Here is a 13,821-nt window from a genome sequence, read left to right on the forward strand (position 1 = left end):
CTATTTCATTTCGTAAAAAATATAAGCATATAATTTACAAAAATAAATTACATTGTTTCTGTAAGGTAAATTATATAAATCTATATGAGACATATATAAATCGTTATTCCTTCCAGAAAAAACCTACAAAACAAAGCAAAACCAACCGTTAATTTTTACTACCCAATTAACTTATTTAAAAACTACCCAAGCAGAAAGACAAAAACAATAAGTACAAAATCGTAAATTTAAAATTTAAAACTAGTTATCAAACCAACATCAGACCCAGCTTTAAAATAAAAATAAAAACCTTTTAAAAATTTAAAACCGGACGTTTTTCCAGTGAAGTAAATTTATTTTACATCGTAAACGCTAAGCGAATATTATTAGCTCACTACCACCCCACAAATAGAGCTTATACTCTAAACAATGTGAATTTTCACATTTTGTACCAATCTAAACACCATTATCAATAAAACGCTTTTGCTAACTTATCTGTAACAATATAATTACTGACATTATAAAGGTGAGCACAACTTATAAAAATGCACCAAAATGGTACTCTAGATGACAAATGCAATACGAACTTCATTCACGATTATTATTACTATAATTGCTTTCGCTTATGGGATGAGTATCTTATTAAMAAAAAAAATTAATGATTTAAATTATATTGATAGCGGAATAGAGCTGTACTATTTAACTGGTGTAGAATCGCAGATAACAAAAACGGCTTGGTATAATATTTTATTAAGTGGGCAAAACATAATAATAAAAGAGAATGAAACCTATATAGTAATAAATTCTGAGCAAGGGCTGACTGTCGCGGCACTTTCATCAGATGTAATATTATCTACACTGTTAGCTCCAATAAATATAATTATACTATTATTATTGATAATGGCTGTAAGCTGGATAGTTAATATAAGAGTACAAACTCGAAATGAGAGTTACACTCTCAAATTGCTTAATACTCAAGCATCTGATTTACTTAAAAGTCTCAACTTAGCTACCAGCTCTACAGCTAAACAACCGCATATTGAGCAACTCCGCGTCAACTATGACGCTCTTCGCACGCATATCACTAACTACACTAAAGAGTCTGAAATAAGTATATTTCAAGATAAGCTCACTCACCTGCTTGACCGCCACGCATACATAGAGCATTTAGCCAAACAACTTAGAATAGCAGAGCGACAAAAATATCGTTGCGCATTACTTTTTATCGACTTAGATGGTTTTAAACAAGTAAATGATTCTTTTGGTCATAGTTTTGGGGATGAAATTCTAATGCAAGTCGCATCACGCTTAAGTAGCATAATGCGACACCATAAGTTATCTAACTTATCTCCGACGAGCCAACTAGATCAAAACTTAGCCCGACTAGGTGGTGATGAATTTTCGATATTTATTGACCTTAAAGAATGTAAAAATAGAGCCTTAGATGTAGCGCAAAATGTTTTACACGAAATAGAACGTGACTTCGTTTTAGGTAATAAACTAATAAAAATTAGTGCAAGTATAGGCATTGCGGTTTACCCAGATAGTGCAGCCACACCACAATCACTGTTACAGATGGCTGATGTTGCTATGTATAGAGCAAAAACCGATGGTCGAGGCATTTTTAAAGTCTATTCACCTGATATGGGCAAGAAAATTAGGCGATATCATTATTTACTTGACGAAATGCGTCTTGCAATTGCAAGCGAAAATTTTCATTTATCGTTTCAACCTATTGTTGATGTTGATGACTGCGCCATTGATTATTTTGAAGCGCTTGTTAGGTGGGAGCACCCAAAAGAAGGACTTATTTCTCCTGAGGAGTTTATTCCGATCGCAGAAGAGTCGAATATTATTCTAGAACTTGGAGACTGGATAATGCTCGAATCATGTAGGCAAATGTCGGCATGGTACAACGCTGGTATGAGAAAAGTTAAAATATCTGTAAATATCTCAGGAGTACAGTTAAAGCATTGCAATATCTATGATTGGGTTATGGATAAACTATCAAAAACAGGCCTCCCTGCCCACGCATTAATGCTTGAAATCACTGAATCTACTTTTATTGAAGCAAGCAATAAGATTATTCAAACACTTGAACAATTGCGTGCAGAAGGTATTACTATCGCAATTGATGACTTTGGGACTGGCTTTAGCTCGTTAAGTACGCTTGCAGATCTTCCAATTGATGTTATTAAATTAGATCGTCTATTCGTATCGCAAGCTAAAGATAACGCTAAATACCATAAAATAATGCATTCTGTGAGCGAGCTAGGTGCTAAGCTCGGTTTAAAAGTCGTGGCTGAAGGTGTTGAAGATGTAAAACAATTTGAATTGGTAAAATCTATGGGTATCAACAGTATTCAAGGTTATTTGATAAGTCACCCAGAGTCATCTTTAAATGTGGGGCACAAAGTTTTGCAAGATAACTTAAACTTTATATCAGCCACCGGCCGTGGTGTTTGGAATATACAAAAATAGCATAAACCGCTATAATCCCAGCTATTAATCTGTACTTTTATCCAGTTGATGTTAAAAAAAAGCCTATTAACCATTTTTTTAGTTTCCTTTGCGATCACTAGCCTACTCATTGGTTCATCTATTTACACTCTCTATAGCAAGAAAAGATTGTCTGTAGACCCCAAAGTCAAAGAAATCTCAGGGATTGAATTTGATAAATTTAATCGACTTTGGGCCATAAACGACAGTGGCGATCAACCCAAGTTGTACCGCCTTAATCAAGATGGGTCTATTGCAAAAGAAATCTTGGTAACCAATGCTAAAAACATTGATTGGGAAGATATGACGCAAAATAAATTTGGTCATTTCTTTTTGGGTGATTTTGGCAATAACAAAAACGACCGAAAATGGTTAACCATTTATAAAATCGAAAATCCAATCGATATTAAAGGCGAAACCACTGAAGCAGAGATTATCAAGTTTACATACCCCGAAATGGATGGTCGCCCCATCCAACCTGATCAGCGAAATTTTGATTTAGAAGCCTTTGTAGCCTTAGGGCGACATTTGTATCTATTTACCAAAAATCGAACTGAGCCATTTGATGGCATTACTAAAGTTTACAAAGTTGGCGATCATGCAGCTAATTTTGATGCTGAATTAATTGATTCGTTCAAAACTTGCACCACCATGGAAAAGCTTTGTTGGATCACTTCCGCGGCGCTTAGCCCAGATAGAACTAAGTTGGTTCTACTTGATTCCACCAGTATTTGGTTATTTGAGAACTTTCGGGGTGATAAGTTTTTTTCTGGGGATGTATCACGTATTGATTTAGGTATTGTTACGCAAAAAGAAGCCATCACTTTTTACGATGACAACACGATTGTTTTTACAGACGAAGAGTTTAAAGGCATTGGTGGTAATGCCTATGTTATAAAGCTTGATGAAGTCGAAAAGAAGGTCATCCGCAAAGCGCCTCAAGCTGATACAAATTAAGTTCTATAGGCAAAAACTAAATCAAAGGTTAAGGTTAACGCTTAAACTTCGTTTCTAAAATCACCGACGACGTTGTTCGCTCAACACCATCTAAGTTACCAATGTCATCTAACAAGTGGCTTAACTTTTCAAGGTTTTGAGCTTGCACAACGGCGATCAAATCAAATTCACCGCTAATTGCATAGAGCTGTGAAATAGCATCAATCTGCTTTAGTTCAAGGTTCGTTTTGGTGGTCAGTTTTTGTTTCACTTTAATCGAAACGTGGGCTGATACCATTTGGCTCAAATAAGCATCTCCATAGTCTACGCTGTAGCCTTTGATCACCCCTGTTTCTTCTAATTTTAACATTCGGCTTTGAACTGTTGAGCGCGATAAGTTAAGCGCCCTCGCTAGGTCTGAAATACTCGCACGCGCGTTGGTTCTTAAGATAGCTAATAGTTTTTCATCTTGTGAAGTTATCACTTTGACTACTCTTTTCGTTAATTTGCTTTTTATTTTAGTCATTTTTCACAAAATAGCACTGCAAATTTAAGTTCCTAACCCAGATAATAAGAAAAATAGATAAGAAAAATAATCTCATCGTGCTTAATTAGGCAGGAACGGCTTAACTGACCTATTTTTTGCAATTTAACTTTTTTCATACTAAGCCAGATTTAGGTGTAATAAATGCAAGTAACAAGAGAACTTTTTAACGACGTAATGGTACCAAACTACAACCCATCAGAGGTTATTCCTGTTCGCGGTGAAGGCTCACGTGTTTGGGATCAAAACGGTAAAGAATTTATCGATTTTGCAGGTGGTATTGCCGTTAATTGTTTAGGCCATTGTCACCCAGCGCTTGTCAATGCCCTAAAAGAGCAAGGCGAAAAAATTTGGCACTTATCAAACGTAATGACAAACGAACCTGCGCTTCGCCTAGCTAAAAAGTTAACTGACGCTACATTTGCAGATAAAGTATATTTTGCAAACTCAGGTGCAGAAGCTAACGAAGCGGCATTAAAATTAGCGCGTCGTTGGGCATTAGATGTACACGGCGAGCAAAAGAACCAAATCATCGCGTTTAACAAAGGTTTCCACGGTCGTACATTCTTCACTGTTACCGTAGGTGGTCAGGCTGCTTACTCAGACGGCTTTGGTCCTAAGCCTGCTGCTGTTGAACACTGTGATTATAACGATTTAGCTGCGTTTGAAGCACTTATCAGTGACAACACCTGTGCCGTAATGATGGAACCACTACAAGGTGAAGGCGGTATCATTTCGCCAACGAGCGATTTTATCAAAGGTGTTCGCGCATTATGTGATAAACACAATGCTTTACTTATTTTTGATGAAGTACAAACAGGTGTTGGCCGTACAGGTGATTTATACGCATACCAAGGCTTAGATGTAACACCAGATATCCTAACAACAGCAAAAGCGTTAGGCGGTGGTTTCCCAATTGGTGCGATGATCACAACAGCAAGCATTGCAGCGCATTTAAAAGTAGGCACACATGGCTCTACTTACGGCGGTAACCCACTTGCATGTGCGGTAGCTGAAGCTGCTTTTGATACTGTTAATACAGCAGAAGTACTAGCCGGTGTTAAAGAGCGCGAACAGCTGTTACGCGATGGCTTTGCTGCAATCAACGAAAAATACGACGTATTTAGTGAAGTACGTGGTAAAGGTCTATTATTAGGTGCAGTACTTAACAGCAAATTTGAAGGCCGTGCACGTGATTTCCTAGTAGCAAGCACTAAGCACGGTTTAATGAGCCTTGTTGCTGGTACAAACGTTGTGCGCTTTACACCATCTTTAGTTATTCCTCTAGAGGATATCAAAGAAGGGTTAGCTCGCTTTGAAAAAGCGGTTGCAGACGTTGTAAACGGTTAATCCTAGTTGGCGCATGCTTAAAGCATGCGCCATTGGAGTGCACTTAATGCAAGTATTACGTCCTATAACAGCAAATGATTTTGCTGCGTTAAAACAAATTGCTGTTGAATCTGGTCATGGTTTTACCTCGTTACCAGTTGACGACAATTTACTACAAGAAAAAATTGAACGCGCAGAACGCAGTTTTGCAAAAGACATTAATAAACCACAAGACGAAACCTATTTATTTGTTTTAGAAGACAGTAAAACGGGTGATGTTATCGGCACAACGGCTATCGAAGCTGCTGTAGGAATGTCGGTTCCTTTATATCATTACCACCAAGGTAAAACTGTTCACCATTCACCTACTCTCAATGTATATAACACGGTTGATATTCTGAGTATGTGTAATGACTACACTGGTTGCTCTGAAATTTGTACCTTGTTCTTACGTGAGCAAAACCGCAAAGGTTTAACAGGTCGCTTTTTATCGCGTTCTCGCTTTTTATTTATGGCCCAGCATAGCGAGCGTTTTGCTGACACCATCATCGCAGAAATGCGTGGTGTAAGTGATGAAGATGGCCATTCACCTTTTTGGCAGTGGTTACAAGAACACTTTTTTAGCATTGAGTTCCCACAGGCTGACCATTTAGTTGGTTTAGGCGATAAAGTCTTCATCAGCGAGTTAATGCCGAAGTACCCTATTTATGCCAACTTACTGAGCAAAAAAGCACAAGCTGTGATTGGTAAGGTTCATGAAAAAACCAAGCCTGCGCTTAAACTTTTGGAAAAAGAAGGGTTTGAGCACCGTGGTTATGTTGACTTATTCGATGCAGGACCAACGGTAGAAGCAAAGCTTGGCAATATTCGCAGTGTCCGTGAGTCACAAGTTTGCCCTATCAGCATTGGTGAGCTTGCGCATATCAATGAGCAAAGCTCAGATACATTAGCTATTTGCAACCAAGGCGTGAATGATTTTAGAGCCACATTCACCAAGCATGCTCATTATAACCACGCTAAGCACACATTAATCGTCAGCCAAGAAGTGGCAGATGCACTTAAATTAAAACAAGGGGATGCAGCACGGTTTTTCCGTTTGTAACCACTTAAGGAGTTTAAAATGAGTGTAACAACTCAACTTATTGCTAACCAATGGCAAGCAGGCCTTGGTCATGATTTTAGTTCAATCAACCCAAGTAATGGCGAGGTTGTTTGGCAAGGAAAAACAGCCACGGCTGATCAAGTCGCCGATGCAATTAAAGCAGCTCGTAGTGCGCAGCTAGGCTGGGCTGATATGACTCTTGAAGAGCGTATCGTTATTCTTGAAAACTTTGCAGCAGAGCTTAAAGAGCATAGCGAGGAATTTGCAACGATCATTGCCCGCGAAACAGGTAAACCGCTTTGGGAAACACGTACTGAAGTAGGTGCAATGACGGGTAAAATCGCCATTTCAATCAGAGCCTATAACGAACGTACGGGTACCACAGAAAACCCAATGCCTGGCGCTAAAGCATTTATTCGTCATAAGCCACATGGTGTTGTTGCAGTGTTTGGCCCTTATAACTTCCCGGGCCACTTACCAAATGGCCATATTGTGCCAGCTATTTTAGCGGGTAATACAGTTGTATTTAAGCCGTCAGAACTAACACCACATGTTGCTGAGTTCACTTTAAAACTTTGGCTAAAAGCTGGCTTACCAGCCGGTGTCATCAACCTTGTGCAAGGTGAAGTAGACACAGGTATTGCACTTGCCTCTCATCAAGATATTGATGGCTTATTCTTTACGGGTAGCTCAAATACAGGTCACCTATTACATAAGCAATTTGCAGGTCATCCAGGTAAAATCTTAGCGCTGGAAATGGGGGGTAATAACCCACTGATCGTAAAAGATGTCGCAGATGTAAGTGCGGCTGTTCACGACATTATTCAGTCTGGTTTCATCACCTCTGGCCAACGTTGTACCTGTTCTCGTCGTTTATTCATTGAAAACTCGGCAAATGGTGATGCAATTTTAGAAAAATTAATTGCTGCAACAAAGCAAATTAAAGTCGCCGACAGCTTTAGCGAAGATCAACCATTTATGGGTGCAATGATCAGCGAAAAAGCTGCTCTAGGTATGGTTGCAGCTCAGCAGCAGTTACTTGATATGGGAGCAACCTCTCTTGTCGAACTTAAGCATCTTGAACCGGGGACTGGTTTTGTAAGCCCTGGTATTATTGATGTAACGGCTGTTAAAGATATGCCTGATGAAGAGCACTTTGGTCCTCTTATCAAGGTTTATCGCTACACAGATTTCGATAGCGCGATTAATGAAGCAAATAACACCTCATTTGGTTTATCTGCTGGTTTATTAAGTGATGATAGCGATGACTACCAGCATTTCTTAAAACGTATTCGTGCCGGTATTGTTAACTGGAACCGACCAATTACAGGCGCATCTAGCGCTGCACCATTTGGTGGTATTGGTGCCAGTGGTAACCACAGAGCGAGCGCTTATTACGCTGCTGACTACTGTGCATACCCTGTTGCTTCTGTTGAAGCCGAAAAAGTTAACTTACCACAGACCCTTGCGCCGGGCTTAATTATTGAATAATTGTTTGGCGGCCTCGCCGCCTTAATTGAAGGAATTAAACATGCACACAGATGTAAACGCCCTATTTGAAAACCTATGGGACAACTATTTATCAGTTACGCCATCGGCGGTAAAAGTACATGAGTTACTTGGCTCAACACAAAAAGATGACGTGATTAACGATCACATTGCTTTACGTACTTTTAACCATGAAAAAATCGGCTTAGAAAAACTAGCTGCGCACTTTTTAGCAGTTGGCTACAAAGAATGCAGCGAGTACCATTTCGAAGCGAAAAAACTATACGCAAAGCACTTCGAACACTCAGATCCTAAGCAACCTAAAGTTTTCATTTCTGAATTACTTGTTGAGCAATGTTCAGAAGAGCTGCAAACGATTGTCAACGACATGGTTGCACAGATTGACGAAAACGCTGTTACAGCCGATAATTTCCTGTATTCTGGTACGCACTGGCAAGTAGGTTCAGACACTTACAAAAAACTGCTCGCAGAAAGTGAATATGCAGCATGGATGTCAGCATGGGGTTACCGTGCTAATCACTTTACGGTGAGCATCAATGAATTAGCTAAATTCGATGATATCGAAAGTGTAAACCAAGCACTTAAAGATGCAGGTTTTGCGCTAAATACATCTGGCGGCGAAATCAAAGGTTCACCAGAGGTATTACTCGAGCAATCTTCAACCCTTGCTGATGACAGCGAAGTTGAATTTAGCGATGGTATTGTTGCCGTACCAAGTTGTTTTTATGAGTTTGCTTTGCGCTACGCAAAACCAGATGGTGAGCTATACACTGGCTTTGTTGCAGCATCAGCTGACAAAATTTTTGAGAGCACCAATGCTCGATAACTAAAAAGAGTTTATGTATGAGGCTAATTGGGTTTATCGTAATTTTATTTACTCTAAACACTGCGACGGCAAAAGAAAAACCTAAGCTGACAATTTTGTCTCATGCATACTATGATAACGAGGTAGATACACAAACTCTTACCCGCCATCTTGATAATGTTTTACAGCCTGCTCTAGCTGATCACTTTAACTTAGTACCTGACTTAACAAATCACGCAAGATTAATGAAACGACTAGCCAGTAATGAACCTAGTTGTACTTTTAACGCAATAAAATCGCCTAAACGCGCTAAAAACATGCTTTTTTCCACCATCCCAACTTTTATGCATGTCCAACGTGAAATATTTGCTCTAAATGAAACAATCCAAGATGAACTAAACCCTGTCTCGGTGGTAACTTTACTAAACAAAAAACGAATTTTTGGTGTTATTGGCTCCGCAAGCTATCGCGAACTTGATACTGTTTTTGCGAACCAAAAAACTAATGTGGCTTATATTTATGGTGAAAATGCATTTCTTCAACTGAGTTTATTATTAATGAATAAACGCATTGACTACATAATAGCTTATCGAGAAGCATTAGAAGCTCACTTATCTTCAGAGCAATTAGCAAGATTAACTTCAAGAAAAATTGCTGAGTATCCAGAATTTATTGATGGTTTTTTTACTTGTAGTAAAACCCCTGAAGGCCGTAAGGCTATACAACTAATGGATAGCTTCATGCTTAGCGAAAGAATGGCTAAATATCTAAAGCAGATCCATAAAGAAGGGAACTCAGAGCAGGTTTTAAACTCAATGCTTGAAACCTATTCTAATAAGTATGGAATACTCTTTCAAAACGACTAAGCAGCCTCTAACTTTTGCATAAAAATAACTCAAAATATTAGCAAAAAACACTTGCGCAAATAAAAACGCAGATCTATTATCTCGCCGCTTCTTGATGATAGCCAATCCGAGTACATTACAAACCCTGTTTGTAGCAAGGCGATAGAGCAACTATCCAAGAGTGTATTTGATTGCACAGAACAAACTGTGCGCTTAATAACACTCAACTGACTCGGACTTCCATTTTTTTCCGAGCAGTTGCTTAATTGCCGGAGAGTAAAATGGCTATTTCAACACTTACACAAGATTTAACAATCAAAGTACCTGCAGCGTCGGTTGCTGCAAACGAACCTGTAGCACAACCTTCAAACCAATTTATTGAGCAGCTCGTTGAGCAACATGGCGCGCCATTAATGGTGCTTGATTGTGAATCTATTCGTCATCAATACCGTGCATTAAGCCGTGCTTTGCCTGGCGTTGTATTACACTTTGCATTAAAGCCACTTCCTCATCCTGCGGTTGTTCGTACGCTTTTAGAAGAAGGCGCCAGCTTTGATTTAGCAACCAGCGGTGAAGTTGACTTAGTCGCTAGCCAAGGCGTACCAAGTGATCGTACTATTCACACGCACCCAATCAAACGTGATCGTGATATTCGTGATGCACTTGAATACGGTTGTAATGTGTTTGTGGTTGATAACATCAACGAATTAGAAAAGTTCATTGCATACAAAGACCAGGTTGAGTTACTTGTTCGCTTAAGTTTTCGTAATGCGGAAGCATTCGCTGATTTATCGAAAAAATTTGGTTGTAGCCCAGCAATGGCTATTGAAATCATTAGCTACGCGCAACAATTAGGTATTCGTATTAAAGGGTTGTCGTTCCATGTTGGCTCGCAAACAGCAAGCCCAGCTAAATATGTCACTGCCATTGCTGCATGTAATCAAGTGATTAACGACGTAGCCGCATTAGGATTACCTGCGCTTAGTACACTTGATATTGGCGGTGGCTTCCCTGTGCCTTACCACAAAGACGTGCTGCCAATTGAGGAATTTTGTGCGCCTATTAATGATGCCTTAGCACAGTTACCAGAGACAGTTCGCGTAATTGCTGAACCAGGTCGCTTTATTGTAGCCAGTGCGGTTACCAGTGTTGCATCGGTCATGGGTCAAGCAGTGCGTGATGGTAAGCCTTGGTACTATTTAGATGATGGTATTTACGGATCATTCAGTGGTTTATTGTTTGATGAAGCCTCATACCCTATCGACTCGTTCAAACAATCAAACGAACGTGTTGAGTCCGTGTTAGCAGGCCCGACTTGCGATAGCATCGACGTAGTAAGTGAATCAATCATGCTACCAAAATTAAACAATGGCGATTTAATCATCAGCCGTATGATGGGTGCTTACACATTAGCAACAGCAACAGATTTTAACTTCTTCAAACGTGCAGAAGTTATCGTACTGAATGATGTAGTGCAGGTTGACGCACTCACCGGTTAATCGTTTCCTCGACTAAAAGCATGTAAGGCAACATGCTTTAACTCTTAAAATGCAGCTGCTCATTCCAGCTGCATTTTTTTGCTTAAAGAAACAGTGGTTTGTAGTCGTTTTCTAATTGTTCAAACGACAAGTTACCAATAAAACGGCCAAAGCTTAGCCAGGTTGCTAGGCCTCGTAAGTCTTTAAAGTGTGGTGGTATAAATTTAGGGTCTTCAATCACACCTAAATCATGTAATTGCGATATCAGCCTGAAATCATCAATTGAGATTTTACCGACTAATAATAAGTGCAATTGATCAATTCGGCCTAATTGAATGGCAACCCGAATAAGGTTATACACCAACACGAAACCTTTGATGTAGGCGATATCTTTGGTAAAAGGTAAGCCTGTTGCTGTGCTGCCTCTAAACACGCGTTGAGTAAGTGTATAGCTTTCGTCTTTACTCAACCCTTGCGCTACATAATCACGATAAATATCAACAAATTCTGCGCCATCAATGACTTTAGTAATACCTTGAATACGGTTCACTAATTTTGCTAAACGTCGCGGCGTTGACTTTAAGGTAATAATTTCGGTCAAGACAGCAAGACCTTCTTGGGTGACCGTAGAGCTCGGAGTGCCTTTACTTAAGCAAGTTAAATATGGCTGTGCAAGACCATTTTGCGTGGTCCCAACATGGATCCAGCCTTCATGCACCTCAAGAATATCTAGCTCTCTTTGAGAAAATTTAACATCTTGATTAAGTTTAATATTATTTGCACCTGCCGCAGCATCACTCACAATACCATCACTCAGAATAACCTCAACATCAATGCCTGGCATCGTTTGAGCTACTTGTGATGCTAAAATTTTTACTACATCTTCTGCATCAATGTTTTTTGGATCATCAGGCAAGATATCAGCATCAAGCATGCTTTTTAGCGGCTGCTCAAGCATGGTTGCAAGTTCAGAAAGTGAAGGCTCTCCAGCATGGAATAAATCTTTTGGATGACCAAACAACTCAACAGACAAATCATGAAATTCAGGAGTACCACGATATTCAATCATACTGAGTACGGTTTTATATTCAGTACACATCTTGCTCATATATTGCGCAATTGGGTTTAATTGCCCTAGCTGGCTGATGATATCGCGATTTAAATCAGAAAACGCACGACGTAACTCACTTGGTACAAAACCAAGGTCACGCTGTTGGTAATAGGCTTGATCAACTGTTGGGTTCTTTTGGCACTTATGCTTAAAAAACTCTTCTTTGATTTGTTTATCCCAATTAATCGCATCAAGGATACGAATGGGTGTTTGCAGTGCGATTAATCGGTCAGATAACTCGCGTGTTTTTGCTAATAATGCCTTATCTATCATGCTCTAGGCTCACTGTGTAATGAGCCTAGAGCATAGGCTAAATTTGCATAATTACAAAGCAAAATTAAGCGTTTTTTAGCTAAAATTTAGCTTTTTTAGAGACTAATTTTCCGTCGTTGTAGAGAAGTAAACTGGGTACCGAATTAATGCCATTTTCGATAAATAAATCATTACCATAATCGATTGAAACTGGCATGGTTGCAGAGAATTTATCAACATATTCTTGCACTGCGCTTTGGTCAGTCCATAACTGACTCACTTTAACCTCGACATCAACTCCTTGCTCTGCCAACTGATTAACATGTTGCTGTGCTAATTCACACTGTTTTGCCATTGCAGGGCGCGTGTCGGCTAAGTACCAGTCGCACCATGTTGCGGTAAATAATACGGCTTTTTTTCCTTTGTTCGGAATAACCAAAGGAGTGGCTTGGCCTTGCTTTTCATTTAATAAGCGCGCTTCATCAACTTTGCCATTGTGTGATAACAAACGTAATGTGTTATCAAGCGGTTTATCAGCTTCGTGGCCTTGAAAAATCACCTTTTTATCACTATCAATCAATACATGAAAAGGGGTGCCCATAAATTCATAATGTTTAGCAACTTGCCCTGTGTGATCAGTAAAAATTGGCATAGTAAGTGAAAAACGCTCTTTAACCTTAGCAACAGCGTCTGCATCATCATTGAGATCAATATTAATAGCCACAAATTGAATTTTATCGCCATATTGCTCATATGCATGCTGAAAATGTGGCATTTGCTCCATACATGGCTTGCACCAAGTCGCCCAAAACTTTAAGTAAACGGGCTTCTTGCCTAAGTAGCTGTCAAGTTTAACTATTTTCCCCGCTTCATTTTCTAACATCAGGGGAGCTGTATTTGCTGATATGCTTTTGCTTACAAGCAACAAGCCTGTTAGTAGTATCAGGGGTATAAACTTATATTTCATTGTGTGTCCCTCAAATAAAATCTATCTTAAGTTTAAGGTAAGAGAAAATATTGTAAATTTTCGACATCTGCTATCTAAATGTGATTTTACTGATTTATCGCAAAGTAAGGTTTTAAAAATACAACAACACAATTAATACCGACATAAAATAGCACTAAACTTTTTATAGATCTGAAACGTATTACTTCAAAAAGGAGTTATCATGAAAAATGAACTAGACGGTAAATTGATCCTCTCAGTGTATGAAAAAATCATACAACACGGTGAAGACCATGAAGATGGAAAGCTTTATGAGGGTATTTGCGCTTTTTCGGATATCGATGGTTATACGGTCTATCTAAAAGGCAGTGGCGTGTTACTGCGCTTTGGTTTTCACAATACTTATCACCTTGACTATCAACATGAAAAGAACAAAGAGGACTTTTTAAAGAAAGTGCTTTATATCGCAGAACAGGAACTGTAAAG

12 protein-coding genes are annotated in these 13,821 nt (G+C 39.2%); 9 read left to right on the plus strand and 3 right to left on the minus strand.

What is annotated here, in order from left to right:
- The first annotated feature begins 546 nt into the window (after positions 1 to 546).
- The gene (locus tag AOG27_RS18720) at positions 547 to 2,460 is read left to right on the plus strand and encodes a putative bifunctional diguanylate cyclase/phosphodiesterase (protein WP_054554518.1); all 1,914 of its coding nucleotides are present in this window, start codon (positions 547 to 549) and stop codon (positions 2,458 to 2,460) included.
- A 48-nt stretch (positions 2,461 to 2,508) separates the two neighbouring features.
- Positions 2,509 to 3,435, plus strand: a complete 927-nt coding sequence (locus AOG27_RS18725) for a hypothetical protein (protein ID WP_054554519.1) — start codon at positions 2,509 to 2,511, stop codon at positions 3,433 to 3,435.
- A gap of 34 nt (positions 3,436 to 3,469) precedes the next feature.
- On the opposite strand, the gene AOG27_RS18730 is transcribed toward AOG27_RS18725, so the two are convergent.
- A complete protein-coding gene (locus AOG27_RS18730; RefSeq protein WP_054554593.1) occupies positions 3,470 to 3,898 on the minus strand; it encodes an Lrp/AsnC family transcriptional regulator in 429 nt (142 codons plus the stop codon).
- A gap of 204 nt (positions 3,899 to 4,102) precedes the next feature.
- Between AOG27_RS18730 and AOG27_RS18735 the strand changes: the two genes are divergently transcribed.
- The 6 genes from AOG27_RS18735 to AOG27_RS18760 all read left to right on the plus strand — a co-directional run bounded on the left by AOG27_RS18735 (position 4,103) and on the right by AOG27_RS18760 (position 11,047).
- Complete coding sequence (locus AOG27_RS18735; RefSeq protein ID WP_054554520.1) at positions 4,103 to 5,308, plus strand: aspartate aminotransferase family protein; 1,206 nt, start codon at positions 4,103 to 4,105, stop codon at positions 5,306 to 5,308.
- 46 nt (positions 5,309 to 5,354) lie between these two features.
- The gene (astA, locus tag AOG27_RS18740; RefSeq protein WP_054554521.1) at positions 5,355 to 6,389 is read left to right on the plus strand and encodes an arginine N-succinyltransferase; all 1,035 of its coding nucleotides are present in this window, start codon (positions 5,355 to 5,357) and stop codon (positions 6,387 to 6,389) included.
- A gap of 18 nt (positions 6,390 to 6,407) precedes the next feature.
- Entirely contained in the window at positions 6,408 to 7,880 is a 1,473-nt protein-coding gene (gene astD / locus AOG27_RS18745; protein ID WP_054554522.1) for a succinylglutamate-semialdehyde dehydrogenase, read from the plus strand.
- A gap of 40 nt (positions 7,881 to 7,920) precedes the next feature.
- Positions 7,921 to 8,724: a DUF1338 domain-containing protein gene (locus AOG27_RS18750; RefSeq protein ID WP_054554523.1), complete on the plus strand. Its 804-nt coding sequence runs from the start codon at positions 7,921 to 7,923 to the stop codon at positions 8,722 to 8,724.
- A gap of 17 nt (positions 8,725 to 8,741) precedes the next feature.
- On the plus strand, positions 8,742 to 9,569 hold the full coding sequence (locus AOG27_RS18755; RefSeq protein WP_054554524.1) for a hypothetical protein: 828 nt from the start codon (positions 8,742 to 8,744) through the stop codon (positions 9,567 to 9,569).
- Positions 9,570 to 9,829: 260 nt separating this feature from the next.
- Positions 9,830 to 11,047: a type III PLP-dependent enzyme gene (locus tag AOG27_RS18760; RefSeq protein ID WP_054554525.1), complete on the plus strand. Its 1,218-nt coding sequence runs from the start codon at positions 9,830 to 9,832 to the stop codon at positions 11,045 to 11,047.
- Between the two features lie 82 nt (positions 11,048 to 11,129).
- On the opposite strand, the gene AOG27_RS18765 is transcribed toward AOG27_RS18760, so the two are convergent.
- Together AOG27_RS18765 and AOG27_RS18770 are read right to left on the minus strand one after the other, a co-directional pair.
- Positions 11,130 to 12,410 carry a flavohemoglobin expression-modulating QEGLA motif protein gene (locus AOG27_RS18765; protein WP_054554526.1) on the minus strand — a complete coding sequence of 427 codons (1,281 nt, stop codon included), beginning with the start codon at positions 12,408 to 12,410 and terminating at the stop codon, positions 11,130 to 11,132.
- Between the two features lie 79 nt (positions 12,411 to 12,489).
- Positions 12,490 to 13,356, minus strand: coding sequence for a TlpA family protein disulfide reductase (locus AOG27_RS18770; protein WP_082389329.1), 867 nt, complete (start codon positions 13,354 to 13,356; stop codon positions 12,490 to 12,492).
- Between the two features lie 202 nt (positions 13,357 to 13,558).
- Between AOG27_RS18770 and AOG27_RS18775 the strand changes: the two genes are divergently transcribed.
- On the plus strand, positions 13,559 to 13,819 hold the full coding sequence (locus tag AOG27_RS18775; protein ID WP_054554528.1) for a DUF3081 domain-containing protein: 261 nt from the start codon (positions 13,559 to 13,561) through the stop codon (positions 13,817 to 13,819).
- Positions 13,820 to 13,821 lie beyond the last annotated feature (2 nt).

The sequence above is a fragment of the Pseudoalteromonas lipolytica genome (genome assembly GCF_001306915.1).
GTDB lineage: Bacteria > Pseudomonadota > Gammaproteobacteria > Enterobacterales > Alteromonadaceae > Pseudoalteromonas > Pseudoalteromonas simplex.